At 55.6% G+C, this 21,542-nt stretch carries 13 protein-coding genes and 1 pseudogene; all 14 read left to right on the top strand.

What is annotated here, in order from left to right:
• The 14 genes and pseudogenes from tssH (at position 1) to ACR0KN_RS18105 (ending at position 21,517) form a co-directional block, all read left to right on the top strand.
• Positions 1–2,718, top strand: a complete 2,718-nt coding sequence (tssH, locus tag ACR0KN_RS18170) for a type VI secretion system ATPase TssH (RefSeq protein ID WP_480655530.1) — start codon at positions 1–3, stop codon at positions 2,716–2,718.
• Between the two features lie 62 nt (positions 2,719–2,780).
• A complete protein-coding gene (locus ACR0KN_RS18165; protein ID WP_480655528.1) occupies positions 2,781–4,016 on the top strand; it encodes a hypothetical protein in 1,236 nt (411 codons plus the stop codon).
• Positions 4,017–4,079: 63 nt separating this feature from the next.
• Positions 4,080–4,937: an ion transporter gene (locus ACR0KN_RS18160; protein WP_170472001.1), complete on the top strand. Its 858-nt coding sequence runs from the start codon at positions 4,080–4,082 to the stop codon at positions 4,935–4,937.
• A pseudogene (gene tssB / locus ACR0KN_RS18155) lies at positions 4,930–5,427 on the top strand (type VI secretion system contractile sheath small subunit); the annotation flags it as partial. The gene ACR0KN_RS18160 and the pseudogene tssB, both read left to right, overlap by 8 nt.
• Positions 5,428–5,667: 240 nt before the next feature.
• Positions 5,668–9,078, top strand: a complete 3,411-nt coding sequence (locus ACR0KN_RS18150; protein WP_480655589.1) for a type VI secretion system contractile sheath domain-containing protein — start codon at positions 5,668–5,670, stop codon at positions 9,076–9,078.
• Positions 9,079–9,112: 34 nt separating this feature from the next.
• Positions 9,113–11,233, top strand: a complete 2,121-nt coding sequence (locus ACR0KN_RS18145; protein ID WP_480609477.1) for a type VI secretion system Vgr family protein — start codon at positions 9,113–9,115, stop codon at positions 11,231–11,233.
• An 11-nt stretch (positions 11,234–11,244) separates the two neighbouring features.
• On the top strand, positions 11,245–11,856 hold the full coding sequence (locus ACR0KN_RS18140; RefSeq protein ID WP_480609474.1) for a DUF6931 family protein: 612 nt from the start codon (positions 11,245–11,247) through the stop codon (positions 11,854–11,856).
• 2 nt (positions 11,857–11,858) lie between these two features.
• Positions 11,859–12,167 (top strand): PAAR domain-containing protein, encoded by a 309-nt coding sequence (locus ACR0KN_RS18135; protein WP_010443407.1) that lies wholly within the window; start codon positions 11,859–11,861, stop codon positions 12,165–12,167.
• A 10-nt stretch (positions 12,168–12,177) separates the two neighbouring features.
• Positions 12,178–13,635: a type VI secretion system-associated FHA domain protein TagH gene (gene tagH / locus ACR0KN_RS18130; protein WP_480655525.1), complete on the top strand. Its 1,458-nt coding sequence runs from the start codon at positions 12,178–12,180 to the stop codon at positions 13,633–13,635.
• A 37-nt stretch (positions 13,636–13,672) separates the two neighbouring features.
• Positions 13,673–15,013, top strand: coding sequence for a type VI secretion system baseplate subunit TssK (gene tssK, locus ACR0KN_RS18125; protein ID WP_170471990.1), 1,341 nt, complete (start codon positions 13,673–13,675; stop codon positions 15,011–15,013).
• A gap of 108 nt (positions 15,014–15,121) precedes the next feature.
• Positions 15,122–16,543, top strand: a complete 1,422-nt coding sequence (icmH, locus tag ACR0KN_RS18120; protein ID WP_480655523.1) for a type IVB secretion system protein IcmH/DotU — start codon at positions 15,122–15,124, stop codon at positions 16,541–16,543.
• The gene (gene tssM / locus ACR0KN_RS18115) at positions 16,540–20,112 is read left to right on the top strand and encodes a type VI secretion system membrane subunit TssM (protein WP_480655521.1); all 3,573 of its coding nucleotides are present in this window, start codon (positions 16,540–16,542) and stop codon (positions 20,110–20,112) included. Before icmH ends, tssM begins: the two co-directional genes overlap by 4 nt.
• A complete protein-coding gene (tagF, locus tag ACR0KN_RS18110) occupies positions 20,112–20,798 on the top strand; it encodes a type VI secretion system-associated protein TagF (RefSeq protein ID WP_170471984.1) in 687 nt (228 codons plus the stop codon). The genes tssM and tagF overlap by 1 nt, the downstream gene beginning before the upstream one ends.
• Positions 20,795–21,517 (top strand): PP2C family protein-serine/threonine phosphatase, encoded by a 723-nt coding sequence (locus ACR0KN_RS18105; RefSeq protein WP_480655519.1) that lies wholly within the window; start codon positions 20,795–20,797, stop codon positions 21,515–21,517. Before tagF ends, ACR0KN_RS18105 begins: the two co-directional genes overlap by 4 nt.
• Positions 21,518–21,542: the final 25 nt, after the last annotated feature.

The raw sequence follows: 21,542 nt of genomic DNA, 5'->3' as shown, positions 1-21,542 counted from the left end.
ATGACGGAAATCAGCCGTGTTTCGCTTTTCGGCAAGCTAAACAAGCTGGGCTATCAAGCGATCGAAGGGGCCACTGTATTTTGCAAGATGCGCGGCAATCCTTATGTCGAGATCCAGCATTGGTTGCATCAAATCCTTAATGGCCAAGACAGCGACATTCACCGGATCATCCAGCACTATGATCTGGATCCGGGCAAGATCGCGTCGGAACTGACCCGCAGTCTGGATATGCTGCCGCGCGGGGCGTCCTCGATCTCGGACCTCTCCGACCATCTAATGGATGCGATGGAACGCGGCTGGGTCTGGGGTTCGCTTTTATACTCCGATAGCAAAGTACGCACGGGTTATCTGATTTTGGGCATGCTCAAGACGCCCGCGCTGCGCAATATTCTGGGCAGTATGTCGCCCGAGCTTGCGAAGATAGGCGCGGATGATCTGGCCGACAGCTTTGCTGAGGCCACAGATGGTTCTCCTGAGGATACGTTGGGCGCACAGGATGGTTCCAATGTTGGGGGCGGGGCCGAACCTGGTGAGGCCAGCAGTGCGATGGCACCCGGCGCGATGGGTAAAGGTGAGGCGTTGGAGCAGTTCTGCACTGACCTGACCGAACAGGCGCGCAACGGCGAGATCGATCCGATTGTGGGTCGCGATGAGGAAATCCGTCAGATCGTCGATGTGTTAATGCGGCGCCGTCAGAACAACCCAATTTTAACTGGTGAGGCTGGCGTCGGTAAAACGGCGGTGGTTGAAGGGTTTGCGCTGCGGATTGCACGTGGTGACGTGCCACCGGCATTGAAGGATGTGCGCTTACTGGTGTTGGATGTGGGCCTCTTACAGGCCGGGGCCTCGATGAAGGGAGAGTTCGAAAACCGCCTGCGTCAGGTGATTGACGAGGTGCAGGCCAGCCCGGCGCCGATCGTAATGTTTGTTGATGAAACGCATACATTGGTTGGTGCTGGTGGTGCCGCAGGGACAGGAGATGCGGCCAACCTTCTGAAACCAGCGCTCGCGCGTGGTACATTGCGTACAATCGGCGCGACTACATGGGCTGAGTACAAGAAATACATTGAGAAAGACCCGGCCCTGACCCGGCGTTTTCAGGTCGTGCATGTTGAAGAGCCAGATATTCCAAAAGCTGTGCTGATGATGCGCGGTATCGCCTCGATGCTGGAGAAACACCATCGTGTGCAAGTTCTGGACGAAGGGATCGAGGCGGCGGTGACGCTATCGGCTCGCTACATCCCCGCACGTCAGTTACCCGACAAATCAGTCAGCCTTCTGGACACCGCCTGTGCCCGCGTTGCGGTATCCCAGCACGCGGTTCCGGCGGAAGTCGACGATAGCCAAAGGCGGATCGAGGCATTGACGACCGAGTTGGAGATCATCGAGCGGGATGAGACAGCAGGGTATGACGTAGCCGAGCGGCGCGAAGCGGTGAATGCCGCGAAAGTGGCTGAGGAAGCGCGACTGGCAGAATTGACTGGACGTTGGGACGCCGAGAAAAAGGTGGTCGAAGAAATTCTCGACCTGCGTGCCAAGCTGCGCGAGGGTGGTCAGGAGGTTGAAGGAACTGGAACAGCCGAGGGTGAAGCCGCGACCGATGAAGCCCCGGATACGCAACCCGTCGACCGGGAGGCACTGCTGGCCGAATTGAAGGCCAAGAATGCAGAACTGGAAAAGTTACAAGGCGATATCCCGCTGATCCTGCCCATCGTCGATCATCAGGCGGTGGCCAGCGTCGTCGGTGACTGGACAGGTATCCCCGTCGGCCGCATGGTCAAAGACGAAATCGAGACCATCCTGAATCTCGAAGAGCGCCTGGCCAAGCGTGTGATCGGTCAGGACCATGCGATGAAGATGATCGCCAAGCGGGTTCAAACCAGCCGTGCGGGACTGGACAATCCGAACAAACCGATCGGTGTGTTCATGCTCGCAGGTACCAGTGGTGTTGGCAAAACGGAAACCGCGCTGGCACTGGCCGAGGTTTTGTATGGTGGCGAACAGAACGTCATTACGATCAACATGTCCGAATATCAGGAAGCTCATACCGTCAGCAGTTTGAAAGGGGCACCTCCGGGTTATGTCGGATACGGCGAAGGCGGTGTGCTGACCGAAGCGGTAAGACGCAAACCGTATTCGGTAGTTCTGTTGGATGAGGTCGAAAAGGCGCATCCTGATGTACACGAAATTTTCTTTCAGGTCTTCGACAAGGGCGTGATGGAAGATGGCGAGGGTCGCGTAATTGATTTCAAGAATACTTTGATTCTGCTGACTTCGAATGTCGGGACCGAGATGATCATGGATATGTGTGCGGACCCCGACTTGATGCCCGACCCCGAGGGGATGGCCAAAGCGCTGCGTGATCCGCTGCTCAAAGTTTTCCCGCCCGCGCTTTTGGGACGTTTGGTCACGATCCCCTACTACCCGCTGAGCCCTGAAATGTTGGGCGAGATCACCAAACTGCAACTGGGCCGGATCAAAAAACGTGTTCAGGACGCTCATGGCGTGCCCTTCGAATACTCTGACTCAGTGGTCGAAGAGATCGTCAATCGTTGCCAGGAATTGGACAGCGGAGGCCGCATGATCGACGCGATTGTGACCAATACGATGCTGCCTGATATCTCGGCTGAGTTCCTTCGTCGTATGATGGAAGGGCACGAAGTTTCAAAAGTGGTGATCGAGGTCACAGACGGCGAATTCACTTATGGGTTTGACTGACAAAGGCCGCCATTCGGACGGATCATAACTCAATAGATTATCGCCAGTGGAGGAGTCCCAAGATGGCAAAGACAACAGTTACCAAGCACAAGTTTTACGTCGTCGATCTGATCCGGTCGAAGCCAAAGCTTGAATACATCGAAATCCCAAAATACCGGGTTGATGTAGAATTCGAGATCACGAAATCGGGTAAGCTGAAAAAGCCCTCACCGGTACCCTCAACCGCGCTGAAACGTCTGGAAGATGCTGGCATGAAGGTGCTGGACGACTACGAAAAGACGATCACTCAAGAGGCTGTCCGGCTCGACAAAAAAGTTGGGGAGTTGATGAAGACGCCTGGGAAAAAATCCCAGGACGAGGCGGAAAAGCTGATCCAGGGCGTCAATCAGTCGATCAAGAATGCCATGGCCTCCGCCGAAGGTGCGGCCAAGGTGGCGATCGAAAAGAAGCTGAAAGACGAAGCGAACAAAGACAAGCTGCTGAAAGAGGCGCGCATAAAAACCACGGTGAAGGTAACCATGGGCGTCATCAAGATCAGTGGCGCAGTCGCGAGGTTGGTGGCATCTTCGGGCGCAGATGCGATGGCCTACAAGACCATTGCCAAGCAAGTGTATTCTCTGGGCAAGGAGCTTCAGCAACAGCTCAAGGGTGAGGAAAAGCTGCGCAAGGACCTGTATAAGGCAATCCAGAATTACATGAAATTGCGTGAATCTGTCATCATGCAGGCGGCCGAGCGACAAGGTATCACGGATACATCCGGTATTTCGCCGAAAAAGCCGTTGGAGGCGATTAAGAAATTCACCGCCAAAGCTATTGCGATGGGTGAGGAAGTTACAAAGGGCAAAGACCCCAAGACTATCGCCAAGAATATGCTGGATTTCGCAGCGAAAGCGGTGAAAGGCAAGGCGGAGGACGCAAAGAAGGCACGCGAGAAATACCGCGAACATACGACGAAGACACGTCATAAAGTGGATGATCTGGGCGCTTCGGCAGACAAATTGATGAAGGCGGCCAGAGGCTCCAAGACCCTCAAAGAGGGGATCAAGTTGGGCGCTGAATGTATGAACGTCAAACGCTCGGCCAGTGAACTTTCAAAGAAGCTGGAAGATCGCGAGAATTTCCTAAATGATATGAACGCGTTGATGGAAGGCAATGGTCTGAAGGTGGATGACACCGCGATCATCGACAAGATCAAGGCGTTGGATAAGAAAACCATCGCGACGGAAGCCAAGAACATGTTCACCAACATCAAGACCGTGAAAGGTATGATCGACAACATCAGCGACGCTGTAGGTTGATCGAACCCTGACACGTTGGGCGCGCCACTTGTGCGCCCAACAGATGCTAGACGACAGGAGGCCATGTTGGATACCGGTATCGAGAAGAGCGAAACGCTCCGCGACACCGTGCGTGCATTTGTTGAACGCAAGGCTGTGACCAACACCATTCTTGGCGTGATCATTTTCAATGCGATCACGCTGGGATTGTCGACTTCGGCGTCCATACAGGCCAGTGTTGGCCATCTCCTGACCACGTTTGACAGCATCGTCCTTGGTATTTTCGTAGCCGAGTTGCTGCTGAAATTTTATGCTTACCGGCTGAGTTTCTTCAGAAATGCATGGAACATCTTTGATCTTGTGGTCGTGACACTAGGCCTGTTGCCCAATCGCGATGGCCTTTCAGCCTTGCGAGGGCTGCGGGTCATTCGCGCTATGCGCCTTTTGTCAGTCATTCCGCAGATGCGCGCTGTGGTACAGGCGTTGCTTGATGCGTTGCCGGGCATGGGCGCAGTGATCATCATGATTTCGATCGTGTTCTATGTCTTTGCTGTCATGGCTACGCTGATGTATGGCCCCGATTTTCCCGAATGGTTCGGCACGCTGGGCCGGTCCTTGTATTCGCTGTTCCAGATCATGACGCTGGAAAGCTGGTCGATGGGCATCGTGCGTCCCGTGATGGAAACACATCCAACTGCGTGGTTATTCTTTGTTCCATTTATCGTCATAACTGCGTTCTCAGTGTTGAACCTGTTCATTGGTTTACTGGTCAATACGATGCAGTCAGCGGTCGAAGACGAGTCAGTCGAAGAGTTTTCGCATCTTCGTGAACTGGTACGCAGCGAAACGGACATAGTTGACGATCGCGTTAAGGAACTGCTTGTCGAAGTGAAAGCATTGCGTCGCGAGGTTGCGGAGTTGAAAGGGCAGGGCGATGGCTGACAGTTCTCAGAAGTTCATTGCACGCAACAGGGCGCCGCGGGTTCAGATCGAATACGATGTCGAATTGTACGGGGCCGAGAAAAAGATTCAGCTACCGTTCGTGATGGGAGTTCTAAGTGATCTGTCCGGGAAGTCCAAGGCCGAAGCCGTCTCGATTTCCGACCGCAAATTTCTCGAGATCGACGTCGACAACTTCGATGACCGCATGAAGGCGATGGCTCCTCGTGTTGCATTTTCGGTGCCCAATACTCTGACAGGTGATGGCAATCTGTCGGTGGACCTGACATTTGAGAAGATGGGTGATTTCAACCCGGCCCAGATCGCGGCCAAGATTGAACCGCTGCAGAAACTACTGGACGCGCGCACTCAGCTAGCCACGCTCATGGCCTATATGGACGGCAAGGCCGGAGCCGAGGCGTTGATCGAAAAGATTCTGGCCGATCCTGGACTGTTGGCGACGCTGGCAAGCGGCCCGGTTGAAGATCCTGACCCAGCGTCGACACTGGATGCATTGCGGGAGTTGGCCCCCGAGGACGCTCCCGAGGATCACTCAGTGGCCGAGGCATTGGCGACGCTGCCCCAAACCGAGGTCGTCGAACATCCGGATGAGACGTCAGACGTCTTATCGAACCTATCTGTCAATGCTCCCGAAGACCCGCCTGAGGATACGTCCCTGGACGATGCTTTGGCTTCATTACCGGAAGCGATTGCAAGCGACGACGAAACCGACATGACCGCTGGCGTGCTGTCTGATCTGGCAGGTGCAACCCCCGAAGAGGCCGTAGAAGATACTTCGGTTGAAGACGCCTTGTCTTCAGTTCCAGACATGGCAGAAGACGAGGCGCAAGATGAGGCAGCAGGCATTTTGTCCGACCTCGCAGATCAGGCCTCAGATGCTGTTGCCGAGGACAATTCCCTAGAAGAGGCGCTATCGTCCCTCCCAGAGACAGAAGAAGCAACCGAAACCGATTATTCCGAAATCCTGTCTGACCTTGCCGAAGCAGAGCCGGAGGTCGAGTCTGAAGACAGTGGTGTTGATGATCTGCTTGGTGAACTTGCCGAAATGGCGCCGGTTGAGGACACCGCCGAGGATAGTTTAGCCAGCGATGCTCTGGCGTCGCTGCCTGATGTTGTCGAAGCCGAGGACATCGACAATAGCAGTGACATCCTGTCCGATCTCGCTGATGTTGCGCCAGATGATGCCCTGGATGACAGCACTGTAGATGGCCTGCTGAGCGACCTCGCGGATTTGGCGCCGGATGACGAAGCGCTGGAGGATACCTCCTCAGCAGACGCGTTGGCCTCGCTACCGGTCATTGAAGAGGCCGATGACGACGACGAGAGAGATGACATACTATCCGACCTTGCCGACGCTGCGCCCGAGGAGGACACTGAACACAGCAGCATCGATGATCTTTTGGGCGATATTGCCGACATGGCACCAGAGGACTTGGATCAGGATGATGAAGCGGATGATATCCTTGCAGCAATTCCGGATCTCGATAGCGCGGATGACGCAGAAGATTTAGATGATGTTCTCGGCGATCTGGCAGAGAACGTTCCCGAGGAAAGTGCGGATGACGGTGACGATCTGGATGCTTTACTAGGCGATTTGTCAGACAGCGCGACCGAGGAGGAGACCTCGGATGAGGTTGAACTGGACGATCTGCTCGGAGACCTGGCCTTGGATGATGAGGGTTCCGAGGCTACTGCGGAGGAAGCAGACGGGGACGATTTGGACCTCGATGAATTTTTCGAAGATGACTCGTCAGACGATAACAGTCCCGTATCAGAAGGCGATACCGACGACCTCGATCTCGACGACCTGCTAGACAGCGACGCGACCGAAGGAGAAGACGCTGGGGATACTTCTGAGGCGGACCTCGACGACTTGGATTTGGACAGCCTGCTTGGCGATGACGACGCGACCGGCGAAGCGGAAGAAGCTGAAGGCACCGAGACCGATCAGGACGATTTGGATTTTGACAGTCTGCTGGACGACACGGATGAAGAAGATCCTGTGCCTGATGAGCTGGATGACCTCGATCTGGACGATCTGCTAAGCAGCGACGCGTCTGAGGATGATGACGCGGCGGAAATATCCGAGGAAGACCTCGACGATTTGGATTTGGACGATCTGTTCAACGAGGATGACTCCTCCGATGACGCATCAGGATCCGAAAGTGCCGAGACTGATTTGGACGATCTTGATTTGGACAGTTTGCTGGAAGACTCGGATGAAGAAGAGACTATGTCCGATGACGCAGATGACTTTGATTTGGACGATCTGCTGTCGGACGATGACGAATCCGAGGGCACCGATAACGAGGTCGCTTCGGAAGGGGCCAAACCGGATGGGGAACCGATGCTCGCTTTTGGTCGGATGAGCGCCGACAGGCCCGATCCTGAACGCTTGAAGCGTAGCCGTTTTCGTATAGCAGTTTTTGGCGATTTCTCGGGCCGTTCTGCGAGGGGCCAGATGGAGACGGGGGACGCTTTGGCCGCGCGCAAACCGATCCTGCTGGATCCGGATACGATTGAGGATGTGATCGCCGGCTTCGCCACCACACTTGTGCTGCCCATCGGGAAGGAGGGCGCAGGGATTGAGGTGAAACTGAATGAGCTCGACGACCTGCATCCCGATGAGCTGTACGAAAATGTTGAGCTTTTTGAGGGTCTGGCGGGCCTGAAAGGCCAATTGAGTTCCGGAGCAACGGCGGATCACGCGGCAAAACAGCTGACCGCATGGGGAGAGGAATTTGGCAAGGCTGTGGTTCCACCGCGCAAGTCTTCGGGTGGCAACACCGTACGAGCTGATCTGAAACTGAGCGATTTTCAGAAGCTGATCGGTGATACCGGCGGTGAATTGGCGCAACCCTCTCCGGTGGACGATCTGTTGAAGCGTGTGGTTGGGCCGCATATCCACAAACTACCCAGTCCCGACGTCGCAGCTATGCAGACTGCGGTAGATGACGCGCTGAGTACGGCGATGCGGCTGGTTCTGCATCATCCCGAATTTCAGTCAGTCGAGGCGCAATGGCGCAGTCTGGATTTGATCGCCCGCAGCGTCGAAGATGACGATACGCTGGATGTGATCCTCTACGATGTATCCGCTGAAGAAATCGCCGCCGATCTGGCCGCCGAAGAGGATCTGGCCCAAACCGGGCTTGTGCGTTTGCTGACCGAAGAACCCCTGGACGAGGAGAACGGACGCGGGGGATATTCTGCGCTGATCGGTCTTTATACTTTCGAGGAAACACCGCCTCATGCAGAACTTCTCGGGCGCGTGGGCCGGGTTGCTGCACATGTGGATGCGCCCTTTATCAGCGCTATTACACCCGCCTATCTGGACATCAAGAAAGACGACCGCCACCCATTAGTGGTCAAGGCTTGGGACACGTTCCGCATGATGCCTGAAGCCGGGCATGTCGGGCTTGCATCGCCACGCTTTCTGCTACGTCGGCCATACGGGGCCAAGTCCGAACCAATCTATGAGTTTGAATTCGAGGAATTCACCGAGGCTGAAGGATTGCGCGGAATGCTCTGGGCCAACCCAGCGGTGCTGGTGACGATCTTACTTGCACGGTCTTTCAAGCAGAATGGCAAGGCGATGAATTTGGGTTCAGTCATGAGCCTTGGTGGAATGCCTTATCATTTCGTAAACGACCGCTATGGCGATCAGGTGGCTCTGCCCTGCACCGAGCGCAATATCAGTTTGGACAAGCACGAACATTCGGTTCAGCGCGGTTATATGCCCCTGCTGTCTGTCAAAGGGCGGGATGAGATCAGGCTGGGATCGTTCAATTCGGTCGCGGGTCAGGAGCTGCTAGGGCCGTGGTCAGGCGTCCCGGCTCCGGCGCCATCACCGGATGTGCCGGATGAGCCCGAGGCGGAAGAGGCGGCCTCGGACGATGAGTTTGATATCGATGATCTGGGTCTGGACGATGATGCCGATCTTGGTCTGGACCTTGACGATGACGACGCATCGGATCTGGATGATGATGATTTTGACCTGGATCTTGAGGACGATGACTCTGGCGGTCTGGATGATTTTCTCTCGGCATTTGATGATGATGCCGGGGATGACGGGGATGAAGATGAAATGGACCCGGAACTGGCGGCTCTGCTGGCCGATCTGTGACGGCGTGTCGAACGAGATTTGGAAGGAATGGTAAATGGCGGAAAGTCTTCAAAGTAAAGAGTGGCCCCTTCGGATCACCGGTTCATATCCATACAAGGGTAGTGACGATAAAGACGATCTGGTTCTCAGGCGCGCCATCGTGACCGAAGAGCTTGGAACACTAACCGAGATTCAGGTCGAATTCATGTCAGAGAAGACGACGATTGAACTGGACAAGCTGTTGGGAAAGGTGATGACGATTCACCTGGCCGCAGAGGACGGGGCAAAACGCAAATTCACCGGTACCATCGTCCGGGTAGAGCGTCTGGCCCTGCGAGACGGGTTGGTGCAGTTCTTGGCCGAGCTGCGCCCGTGGTTCTGGTTGCTGACACAGAGAACCAATAGTCGAATTTTTCAGGATATGACGGTCGTCGAGATTTTTGAGAAGATATTCAAAGAAGATCACAATATCTCGGATTACAAAAAGAGCCTGACCAACACACACCCCAAGCGCGAATACTGCGTTCAATACCGAGAAACCGATTTTGATTTCATTTCGCGTTTGATGCAGGAAGAAGGGATTTATTATTACTTCGATTGTTCGGACGCCGACGGTAAAAACGAAAAGCTGGTTCTGTGTGATAGCCCTTCTGCGCATACGCCAATAACAGGAGAGCCCAAGGTAGAGTTTCGTGGCGGTGACGATTATGAACAGCGTCTGGGGGACTTTATTACAGAATGGGCTGCATCTGAATCGATCAGATCGGGTGTTGTGTCGCTCGGGGATTTTGATTTTGAAAAGCCCTCGGCATCTTTGGACGCCCGTTCGAAAACGGGCACAAAGCCGGGCCATTCCTTCAAAGAGGACTTGGAGTTGTACGACACGCCCGGGCATTACAAGGAAACTGGGCTGGGTAATACCAGAGCAAAAGTGCGTATGACCGCACAGGATGCATTGTTTTCTCGACGCCGGGCACGGGCTTCGGTTCGATCGCTGGAAACAGGCCGGAAATTCACGCTCAAAGACCATCCGGACAAAGAGCAGAACGGGGAGTATTTGATAACAAGTGCCAAGTATTTCCTCCAGACCACCGAAGGATACGGATTTGAGAAGAAGGATAAAGATCTGGACACTGGCGCGCTGGAGTTTCCAGAAGACAACAGCGAAATGTTCATGGTCGAGTTCGAGGCTCAGCCCGCCAAGACCGAATTCAAATCCCTTTGTACCATTCCCTGGCCCGAGATATCGGGTCTGCATACTGCCATTGTGACCGGCAAATCCGGAGAAGAGATCTGGACTGATAAATACGGTCGCATCAAAGTTCAGTTTCACTGGGACCGCGAGGGTAAAAAGGACGAAAAAACTACCTGCTGGGTTCGTGTGGTGACCCCGTGGTCAGGTAAGAACTGGGGCATGGTCCATATACCGCGGATCGGACAGGAGGTTGTCATTCAGTTCGAAGAAGGCGATCCGGACCGTCCGATTTGTACCGGTATGCTGTATAACGCGGAAACCATGCCGCCGTACAAGCTGCCGGATAATCAAACTCAATCTGGGATAAAAACGCGGTCAACCAAAGGTGGCGCCACCAATACGTTCAACGAACTGATGTTCGAGGACAAAAAGGACGCGGAACTGGTGCGCTTTCAGGCGCAGAAGGATCATGAAAAGCTGGTCAAGAACAAGTCCACAATCACCATTGGCTACGATGAGTTGGACACGGGCGGGAATGGCGGTGATGGTTGTCTGAGCCAGGTGGTTAAGCAAAACGTTGACGAAACGATCAAGAAAGGGGATCACACCTTTACGATCGAAACGGGCAGCCAGACCATCGGGATCAAGACTGACCAGACCGAGACTATTGAGGGTAAATCCACCCGGACGGTCACAGGGAATGTCGCTGAAACCGTAAAGACGGGTAACAAGACAACCACCGTGAATACCGGCAACATTCAGGTCGATGCGAAATCCGGTAAGATCACGATGACCGCGATGCAGTCGATTGAACTGAAAGTGGGCGGGTCATCGATCAAACTGGATCCGACAAGCATTACAATCAAGAGTACGATGATCAAGGTTCAGGCGAATGCCAAACTGGATGCAAAGAGCCCGATGACGACTGTAAACGGCGATGCCATGCTGACCCTCAAGGGCGGCCTGACGATGATCAACTAGGGGGCTGACCGATGAGTGAACGATTTGCAGATATGGTCAAGGTCCCGCAGGTGCCCGCCGCCCGGATGTTGGCCGACGCCAACGCGCGGCTCAGTGTTGAACTTGATGCCCCGGCCAGCGCTGCATTGGATGTTGTTCTGGCTGAATTGGATAAAAAGGAAGCCTACATTGATGTACTGCGTCTGTTGGGTGTTGCGCTGCCGCCACGTGAGCGCGTGTGGTGGTCTTGCCTGGCCGCGCGCGACTACATCGGCAAAGCGCCGGACAACAATACCCGCGCTTTAGCTGCATCCGAGGAATGGGTGTTTCGCCCAACGCCCGAAAACCGGCAAAAAGCGGGGGAAACCATTGATCTGGCCGACCCGGATGACGAAACCGTGAATTGTGCCATTGGCGTGCTCTATTCAGATGGTACGCTGGGAACCGGCGATTTAGCGACTATGCCAGCCCCGCTCGGGGCGGCGGAAATCGTGGCGTTTGCAATGAATGTTGTTGCGATGGACAATCACGAAGGCGATTTTGATGCCTACCTACAGTTGCTGATTGATCGCGGCGTCGATATTGCTCGGGGTGGGAATGGTAATCTGGACCGCGACGGTGCCGGTCCAGGGACGGAGGAATAAACATGGGATTTCCACAGGCCCGTGTAACTGATCTGCACGCATGCACGCTGCCGGCACCGCCGCCAGCGCCGCCGCCTCCTGCGCCGGTACCGATGCCGATCATGCCACCTTGTTGTCCAACCGTTCTGGTTTCGAAACTGCCAGCGGCGCGTGTGACAGATTTGGCGACACCTGCATTTCCGCATCCTATATTGAAAGGATCGGCGACGGTGCTGATTGGCAAGCTTCCGGCGGCGCGGGTTATGGATACTTGCGCCTGCGGTGGTCCGATCCTGCCGCCTTGCTGCCCCACCGTTCTGGTTGGAGGATGAAGACAAACGAATGACGGTCACACTAAAATTTCAATCCACCGGCATTGTGCCGGGCGACGGGCGCCCGGTGTCGATGCAGGGGGGTTCTTTGACCGTGGGGCGTGGACCGGCCAATGACCTTGTCCTCCCCGACCCTGAGCGAACGCTCAGCAAGAACCATTTTGTCATCGAAGATCACAATGGCAACGTGGTGATCGTGGACTTGTCGACTAACGGGACCTTTCTGAACTACTCCAAGATCGCTTTGGGCCGGACGCCCACACCGCTGAACAACGGTGATGTGCTGACGGCAGGTGGATATGAAATGGTGGTCGAAATCGGCGCCGATCTGCCGTCGTTCGAAGAGATGATTCCTCAGCCGAGGCAACAGGATCGAGTCTCGCCGGGGCAGTCGCAAAATGCGCCGGACCCGTTGGCTCTGTTGGACGATTCAGGGCCGGGCGGGGATTTCCTTGATGATTTGTTGGGGGGAGATGCGCCGAAAGGGCCGGGCCAAATTTCAACACCTGACCCGATGGATGAGCTGTTGCCGCCCTTGGATGATGACGACCCATTTTTTGCGAAACCAAAAGATGCGCATCAGGAAATGGGGGCCAGCGATCCGATGCACAATCCGTCAGCCTCGGATGCGTTTTCGGCTCCAAGCAGTGGCGCAAATCTGATTCCGGATGATTGGGATGATGACCTGCTTTCGCCACAAGGCGCGTCACCCACAGACCCCTTCGGGGGAGCACCACAAAACCCGGCTCCGCCGCCAACTATACCGACACCGGGTGGGCAGGCTGCTGCACCACCACCGATCCCCAAACCCGAAGCTGCATCTTCCGTACCTGCGCCGGAACAAGCAAAAGTGGACATACAGGCCGCTACACCTGTCGCGACTGGAGATCAGTCGGCGGCGCGCGCTTTGCTTGAGGCGCTTGAGGTGGATGATCTACGCATTGACGATGCTGACCTGCCCGCAACGATGGGCCGGTTGGGCCGTGTGCTCCGAACGATGATTGTTGGTCTGCGCGAGATCCTGATGACGCGCACCTCGATCAAGTCCGAATTCCGGATCGATCAGACGATGATCAGCGCAGGTGGGAACAACCCGTTGAAGTTTTCGATCAGCCCAGAGCAGGCAATCGAAGCGCTCGTGAAACCTCGTGTCAAAGGCTATCTGGCTTCGGAAGAAGCGACCGAGGAGGCGCTGAATGACATCAAGGCGCATGAGATCGCCATGGTGACAGGCATGGAGGCGGCATTGAAAGGCGTGCTGTCTCGTCTTGATCCCGAAGTTTTGGCCGGAAAAATTGAAGGGTCTGGCAAACTTGGGTCACTTTTCAAGGGTAAAAAGACCCAATATTGGGAAGTCTATGAGAAGATGTACGCGGAGATTTCGGACCAGGCAGAGAATGATTTCCACGATCTGTTCAGCCGCGAGTTCGCACGTGCCTATAAGGAACAGCTGCAGAAGCTGAAGTAACGTCCAGCTTGGGCGCGATAACAAGGGAGGGCAGCCATTGTCCTGGGACAGCAAGGTGCTTTGGACCGAAGGGTTGTTTCTGCAGCCCCATCATTTCCAGCAGGCCGACAGATATACTGAGGCTCTGGTGGCCGGGCTGGCGCGTAGAATGACGCCCTATGCCTGGGGTCTGAGTGCGCTTGAGATTGATGACGAAGTACTCAAGGTCGGTCAGATCGCGCTCAAGTCTTGCGCGGGTCTGACATCGGATGGGCAGGTGTTTCGCGTCCCGCAGGCCGAAGATCATCCACCGGCGCTGGAAGTGCCCGAGTCGATCAAGGATTGCGTGGTATATTTGACGGTTCCGCAAAGGCGGCAAGGCGCGTCCGAAGTAGACCTGAGCGGGGCTGAACAGTCGGTTAGCCGTCTGCGCCCGGCAGAGCAGGAAATCACGGATGTGATGAGCCAGCAAAAAAAGCCGGTGACCCTTGGTGTTGGCAAGCTGCGCCTGCAGTTTGCACTGGCTGTTGACGATTTGGCCGACAAGCTTGCCATTCCGATTGCCCGGATCATCGAAGTGCGTCCGGACAAAGAAATCATAATGGACCGTGGCTTTATCCCCTCGGTTATGGATGTTCGCGCGGCTCCGGCACTGGCGGGCTTCATGAACGAGCTTGAGGGTATGCTGTCACACAGGATGCAGGCCTTGGCCGGAAGATTATCTGAAGGCGGTCCTGCCAAGGGTGCTGCCGAGATATCGGATTTCTTGTTGTTGATGGTGATAAACCGAAACTTGCCTCTTGTTCGCCATTTCGCAAATATCGAAAATGTGCATCCTGAACATGTTTATCGCGTCTGTGCCGCGCTGGCCGGAGAGCTTGCGACCTTTATGAGTGCCGAAAAGGAAGCCGTGCAGTTTCCAGCCTATCAGCATGACAATCTGACCGAGTCTTTTGCACCAGTGATCCGCGTTCTGCGCCAGTACCTGAGCTCAGTTTTGGAGCAGACGGCGATCTCGATCCCACTGGAGCCACGGAAATACGGCATAAGCGTAGGGGTAATTGCCGACCGCAAGTTGATTGGAAATGCCGGTTTCGTTCTGGCCGTCAATGCCGATATCCCAGCCGAGGATGTACGGAGGCATTTTGCGGGCCAGGCCAAGACCGGGCCAGTCGAGGAAATCCGTCAGTTGGTGAACTCGGCCTTACCGGGAATCACGCTGCGCCCGCTCCCGGTTGCTCCGCGCCAAATTCCGTATCATTCGGGCGTGGTGTACTTCGAACTGGACGCCGCCAGCCCGTATTGGAGCAAAATGACTACCTCGGGTGGGATCGCGGTGCACGTGTCAGGACAGTACCCAGGTCTGCAGATGGAACTTTGGGCAATCCGCAATCAGTAAGCGTTCGTTTGAAAGACGAGGCCTTGAGTGGTTGCCAAGAAACAATTTGATGGGGCTGTCCGCGTGGGTCACAGTAAGATGCGGGGGCCTTGAGGAAGCAGGTAAACGATGTCCGACAACGATCCTTTTGCCGAACCGGACGACACAGACAAGACGGTGATCCGACCTAACCCGGGTGGGCGGCGTCAGCCCGGCGGTACGCAGCAGCAGCCTGCCGCGTCTCAGCAACCGGCAGGTTACCCGATGGAGACTCCACCTCAGCAGCCAGCGGTGGGCGGGGCAGAAATTAGCGTACCACCTGCGCAGGCTTCGCAACCGCGCTCGGCGCAGGGTGGTACAGGGCAGGTGGCAACCACCGGCATGAACCGCCTGAATGCCTGTGCCTCGCCTTTGTTTTCGCTCATCAGTCGAATTCGTAACCGCGCGCAACACATGGACCCCGACAAGCTTCGCCAAAGCGTGGTAGCTGAAGTGCGCAGTTTCGAGAACGCGGCATTGCAGGCGGGTATCCCGGCCCAGACAGTAAAGATCGCACGTTATGCGCTCTGCGCCACTTTGGACGATGTGGTGTTGAATACACCCTGGGGCGGGCAATCCAGCTGGGCCACGCAGTCTCTGGTCGGGACCTTCCACCGTGAGACGGTTGGTGGCGATCGGTTCTATGATCTTCTGGCGCGGCTGGAACAAGAGCCTGCGAACAACATCGAATTGCTAGAGTTCGTCTACATGTGCCTGTCACTGGGTTTTGAAGGGCGCTTGCGGGTGGAACAGGGAGGCCCGGACAAGCATTTGCAGATTAGGCAAGGTCTTGCGCGGATCATCCGGGCTCAGCGCGGCCCGGTTGAACGCGACCTTGCTCCGCATTGGGAAGGCGAAGATAAGCCATATCGATCGCTCAGCATGTGGAAACCGGTTTGGATCGCGCTTGGCGTGACGGCCCTTTTGCTGATGATCGAGTTTGGTGGCCTGTCCTACGCGCTGTCTAATAAAACAGAAAATCTTGTAGGACAGATGTCGGTAATTGATGCGGGTCCTGTGACCGAATTGCAGCGTCGTGCACCTCCGCCTCCACCGCCTCCACCGCAGGCACAGGTGGAAAAGGTCGTGGAATTCCTGAAGCCCGAGATCGACGAAGGATTGGTTGAGGTATTTGAGAAGGGCAATACACTGGTCATTCGCATCAAAGGCTCGGGCATGTTTGGCTCGGGTTCGGATCATCTGCAGGATAAATTCCGCGAGCCGGTGCGCCGGGTTGCGGTAGCGCTGAACGACGAACCGGGTTCCGTGATCGTGGCTGGGCATTCGGACAACGTGCCGATCCGGTCCTCTCGGTTTCCGTCCAATCTGGCCCTTTCACTGGCTCGGGCCAAATCTGTCATGAACCAGATGGCGGCGGATTTGTCCGATCCCAAACGGCTTAGCGCTGAAGGTCGGGCCGACAGTGAACCAATTGCCGACAATTCGACTCGAGAAGGTCGCGCGACCAACCGTCGGATCGAAGTCCTGTTGGTTCAGGAGGAAACCCCATGATTGTCCTCAGATTTCTGAAGTTTATTTTCCTATCCATCTACACGGTTCTGTTCTTTACCGCGACCGCTCTGTCGCTGAGCTTGTATTTCTTCGGGCCTTTGATCGGATCGGATGAATGGCGCCCCTTGGATGGGGTGGCGGCGCGCCTGATCTGGTGTGGCGTCATATTTGCCATCTTTTTGGCTATCGCGCTGACGGTATTCTTTGTCCGCCGCAGACGCGAAAAGAACCTAACCGAAGAAATCACTGAAGCCGTCAGTGATGGCGGCGATATGATCGACAGCGAGATTTCCGAGCTGCGTGGCAAGTTGAAAACGGCAATGGCGGCGCTGCGTAAATCCAAGAACGGACGACGCCATCTAAACGAATTGCCATGGTATGTGATGATTGGCCCGCCAGGCGCAGGCAAGACCACGGCGATCGTGAATTCTGGCCTTAACTTTCCACTGGCCGATGAAATGGGAAAAACAGCGATTGGTGGCGTCGGCGGAACGCGCAATTGCGATTGGTGGTTCACTGAAAATGCTGTTCTTATCGACACTGCGGGGCGGTACACAACGCAAGAAAGTGACGCTGAAGTCGACAATGCGGCCTGGATCGGTTTTCTTGGGTTGCTCAAGAAATATCGTAAACGCCAGCCCATTAATGGCGCGATGATTGCGATTTCGCTTTCTGATCTGTCTCTGCAGGATGAAATCACTCAGAAAGAGCACGCGAAAGCCGTTCGCCGTCGGCTTGAGGAGCTGCGCGAGAAGTTGGGTGTCCGCTTTCCGGTCTATATCCTGTTTACCAAAGCTGATCTGATCGCCGGGTTCGCCGAATTCTACGACAATCTGGGCAAGGAAGATCGTGAACAGGTGTGGGGCTTCACACTGCCATTGGACAAGTCTCGATCCGAGCAATCTCCTGTTGCTGCCTTCGATGAAGAGTTCGCCTTGCTGCTGGGCCGCCTGAACGCCCAATCGCTGGAACGGATGCAGACCGAAACCGACCCACAGCGCCGCGCTCTGGTTGCCGGTTTCCCGATGCAGGTGGCATCCTTCCGGAAGGTTGCGCATGAATTTCTAACCGAGGTTTTTCAGGACAGCCGCTATCAGCATCGCCACATGCTGCGCGGAGTGTATTTCACGTCTGGAACGCAGGAAGGCACACCGATTGACCGGCTGATGCTGGGGATGGCCCGGACCTTCGGGATCGGGCGTCAGGCCATTGGTACGGGGCAGGGTTCAGGGCGCTCGTACTTCCTGACCAGATTGTTTGATCAGGTGATTTTCCGTGAAGCAGGTCTGGTCAGTGCAGATGATAAGGTTGAACGCCGGTACAGGATTACCAAATGGGTTTCGGTCGCCGCGACTGTTATGGCGGCCGTGACGGTTGGCGCTTTGCTTGTGCGCAGCTTCTCGGGAAATTCCGAGCTGATTGCCGAGGCGCAGGAAGGTGTGTCCGCCTATCAGGCCGCTGCAGCAACGCTTCCACCCAGCCCGGTGGGAGATACCGATCTGGTACCTGTCGTGCAGGCTTTGAATACGTTGCGCGATCTGCCTGCGAATCCGACACTGTCAGATCCGGACCCGGAATCGCGCCTGACATATGGTCTGTATCAGGGTGACGTGATTGGTACGCAGGCGGCGCAGACCTATCGCGCCGCATTGAACCAACGGTTCCTACCGCGCTTGCTGCTGCGTCTGGAAGAGCAGATGAGCGCGAATATCAACAATCCCGATGTTCTATATGAAGCGCTCAAGGTTTACCTGATGTTGGGCTTGCAGGGTCCGATGAACCCGAACCTCGTCAATGAATGGATGAATATCGATTGGACGGTTTCGTTCCCTGGCCCCTCTCGTGAGGAATTTCGCGCCGACCTGAATGATCACCTTGAAGCTTTGCTGAGTCAGCCGATGCAGGCCGTTGCCTTGAATGGGCCGATGGTGGAACAGATCCAAGGTATTCTATCGGAGCTGCCCTTGGCGCAGCGGGTGTATAATGGGATCATATCCAGCCCAACTGCAACGGCCTTGCCGGAGTGGCGCATTACCGAAGTTGGCGGCCCTGCCGTTGGTCGCGTTCTGGTCCGGTCGTCTGGGAAGCCGTTAAATGACGGGATCGAGGGGATCTTCACCTACAAAGGTTTCAACGACGTATTTTTGGGCGAAGCGGTCGGAGTGGCCAAACGGGTACAAAAGGAAAGCTGGGTTCTAGGTCCTCGCGGAGAAGCCGAGCAAACCGAACTGGCCCTTGCGGCGCTTAGTCGAGATGTTCTGGACCTGTACTACAACGACTACATCGCGCGCTATGACGCCATGCTGGGCGATATCGACATCGTTCCTATGGAAAGCCTGAGCCATGCAGTTGAGGTGACCAACGTACTGTCAGGCCCGACGTCGCCTATCGTGAACATCCTAAATTCGATTTCTGACGAGACGAAACTGACAGAAAGCCGTTCAGCCCTGCCCAATACGGATGCGTTGAACGAAGGGTTGTCAAATGCAGCCAGCCTGGAAGTGCAATCCGCAACCTCCGTCCAGACACAAATCCTGCTGGAAGCGCTGGCCAAGTCCAGCGGTGCAACTTCATCAGAGCCGGTGCAAGAACCGGGCCAATATGTCGAAGATAGGTTCTCTTGGTTGCATCAGTTGGTGGAACAGCAACAGGGACAACCCTCGCAGCTTGATCTTCTGATGGGATCGCTGACCGGTGTGTATCAAGAACTGAACAAGATGTCCTTCAGTGGTGTCACTGGCGCGGAATCCGGTCAGGCGTTGCAGCAGTTCCAGCAGGAAGCGGCGCGTATTCCTGGCCCGATGGAACGCTGGGCATTGCAGATCATCGATGGGTCATCGGGAATCACGTCGGACAGCACGCGCGCATCTATTAATGCGCGCTGGCAGGCTAATGTACTGCCCTTCTGCGAACAGGTCGTGACCGATCGTTATCCGTTCAACCGCAGATCGGGCGCGGATGTTGCCATGGGTGATTTCAGCAAGCTGTTTGGCCCGCAAGGTTTGATTGATACGTTCTTCAACGAAAACCTCGCGAAGCATGTGGATATGCGTACCCGGCCGTGGTCTTGGAAAACCAGTGTAAATGAGGCCGATCTGGGGATCAGTCAGGCAGTACTGACCCAGTTTCAGAATGCAGCCGAGATCCGAGAAGCGTTTTTTGCAGCTGGCCCCCAGCCGCGGATACAGTTTCAGATCATGCCCGAGGCGCTGGACCCCAAGGCCAAGGGCGTGAAGCTGGAGATTGACGGTCAGACGCTGGAGTTCCGTCATCGTGGCGGGCTTCCGTCACCGATGGCCATTGCCTGGCCGGGTCAGGTTGGGCTGGCGCGCGTTAGCTTTGAACCGGAAAAGCGCAACATTGAAAGCGTCTTGTCCAAGGACGGACCGTGGGCCTGGTTCCGGTTACTTGACGCAGCCGAGGTGCGGCGCACAAACGTGTCAGACCGCAAGAAGGTAATATTCAACGTTGGCGGTCGCATCGCGATTTTCCAGCTGCAATCAGGATCGGTCATCAACCCCTTTGCCTTGCCGGCGCTGCAGAAATTCAGCTGCCCCAAGTCTTTCTGATGCCGAAGGCTGGATTTGGCGCATTCGGGAAGATGCCCTCGGTCGGAGATTTCTTTCGGCTCGGGGTAGCACCCGAGTTTGTCCAGCCCTGGGACACCTGGATACAGCACAGCATGCTTGCCGCGTCCGAGTCGCTGGGGCCTGCTTGGGATTCGCATTACATGTCGGCCCCTATCTGGCGCTTCTGCCTTGCCCCAGGCTTGGCAGGTCCGCAGAAAATGCTGGGCGTTCTTATGCCTTCCGTGGACAGAGTAGGGCGACGCTTTCCCCTGACATTGGTTGCAGCGATTTCGAACGAGGGTTCTGCTATTCTATCTCATTTTCGGGCTGCGGAGATTTACGGTCAGCTCGAAGATCTCGCATTGGCTGCGCTCGAGGACGACATGACCCGTGACAAGTTGGCTAAGGAGCTTGAGGCTTTGATCGTTCCAGTGCAGGAGCCAACAGCCCCGGTTCGTGCACAAGGCAACACCTTGGTACTGACGCGCGGAGAAGTATCCGACGGCCTGCTGCCCGATCTTGCTTCGGGATTAGTATCTGATCGTTTTCGGATGCCAACAATTTGGAGCACTGAAATCGGTGGTGTGCCTCGAATGATGGTCTGCGAAGGTTTACCGGAAGGGGCAAACATGCAAGGTTTGTTCAACCTTCACGCTGCAGTCTGGACCGAGGCAAGGCCAATATGAATTCAAGTCACCGCGTTCGGTACAGCGCCCGCAGCCATGTTGGCCTCAAGCGTAAGCTCAATGAAGATGCGGTGCTTGCACTGCCCGAGGAAAACTTGTGGCTGGTTGCGGATGGGATGGGCGGTCACGAGGCGGGTGATTACGCCAGTCGGCTTGTTGCGGATATGGTTGCGGCCATCCCCCCGGGTCTGCCACCTTCAGACCGGATGGTCTCATTGCGCGATGTGCTTCGGCAGGCTCATGCGGCGATCCGCGCCGAGGCCGAAGCACGCGGTGGCGGAACCATCGGTACGACTGTTGCCAGCATGATGTTGGCAAATGGCCATTTTGTTGGGTTGTGGGCCGGAGACAGCCGAATTTATTTGTTGCGGAACAATCAAATTCAGATGCTGACCACCGACCATTCCGTGGTCGCTGATCTCGTTTTGGCCGGTCAGATGAGCTGGGACGAGGCTGAGCAACACCCTCAATCCAACGCCATCAACCGTGCGGTGGGAGTAGGGGATGAGCTGGAATTGGACAAGATCCGTGGCGAAGTTCAACCGGGGGACCGGTTCCTGATATGCTCGGACGGATTAAGTAAATATGCTACTTTTCCGATGCTCGAAAAAGCACTGTCCGAAATGCCGATTGAGACAGTGGCAGATCAGTTGATCCAAATCGCTCTGGATGGGGGTGGCGCAGATAATATCTCGGTGATTGTTGTCGACATTCCCTGAAGGCAAATGATGCCTTCAGGCGTCG

Source organism: Ruegeria sp. AP7 (assembly GCF_056539905.1).
The sequence above is the reverse complement of the archived record's forward strand: the minus strand, read 5'-3'. Positions and strand labels throughout refer to the sequence as shown.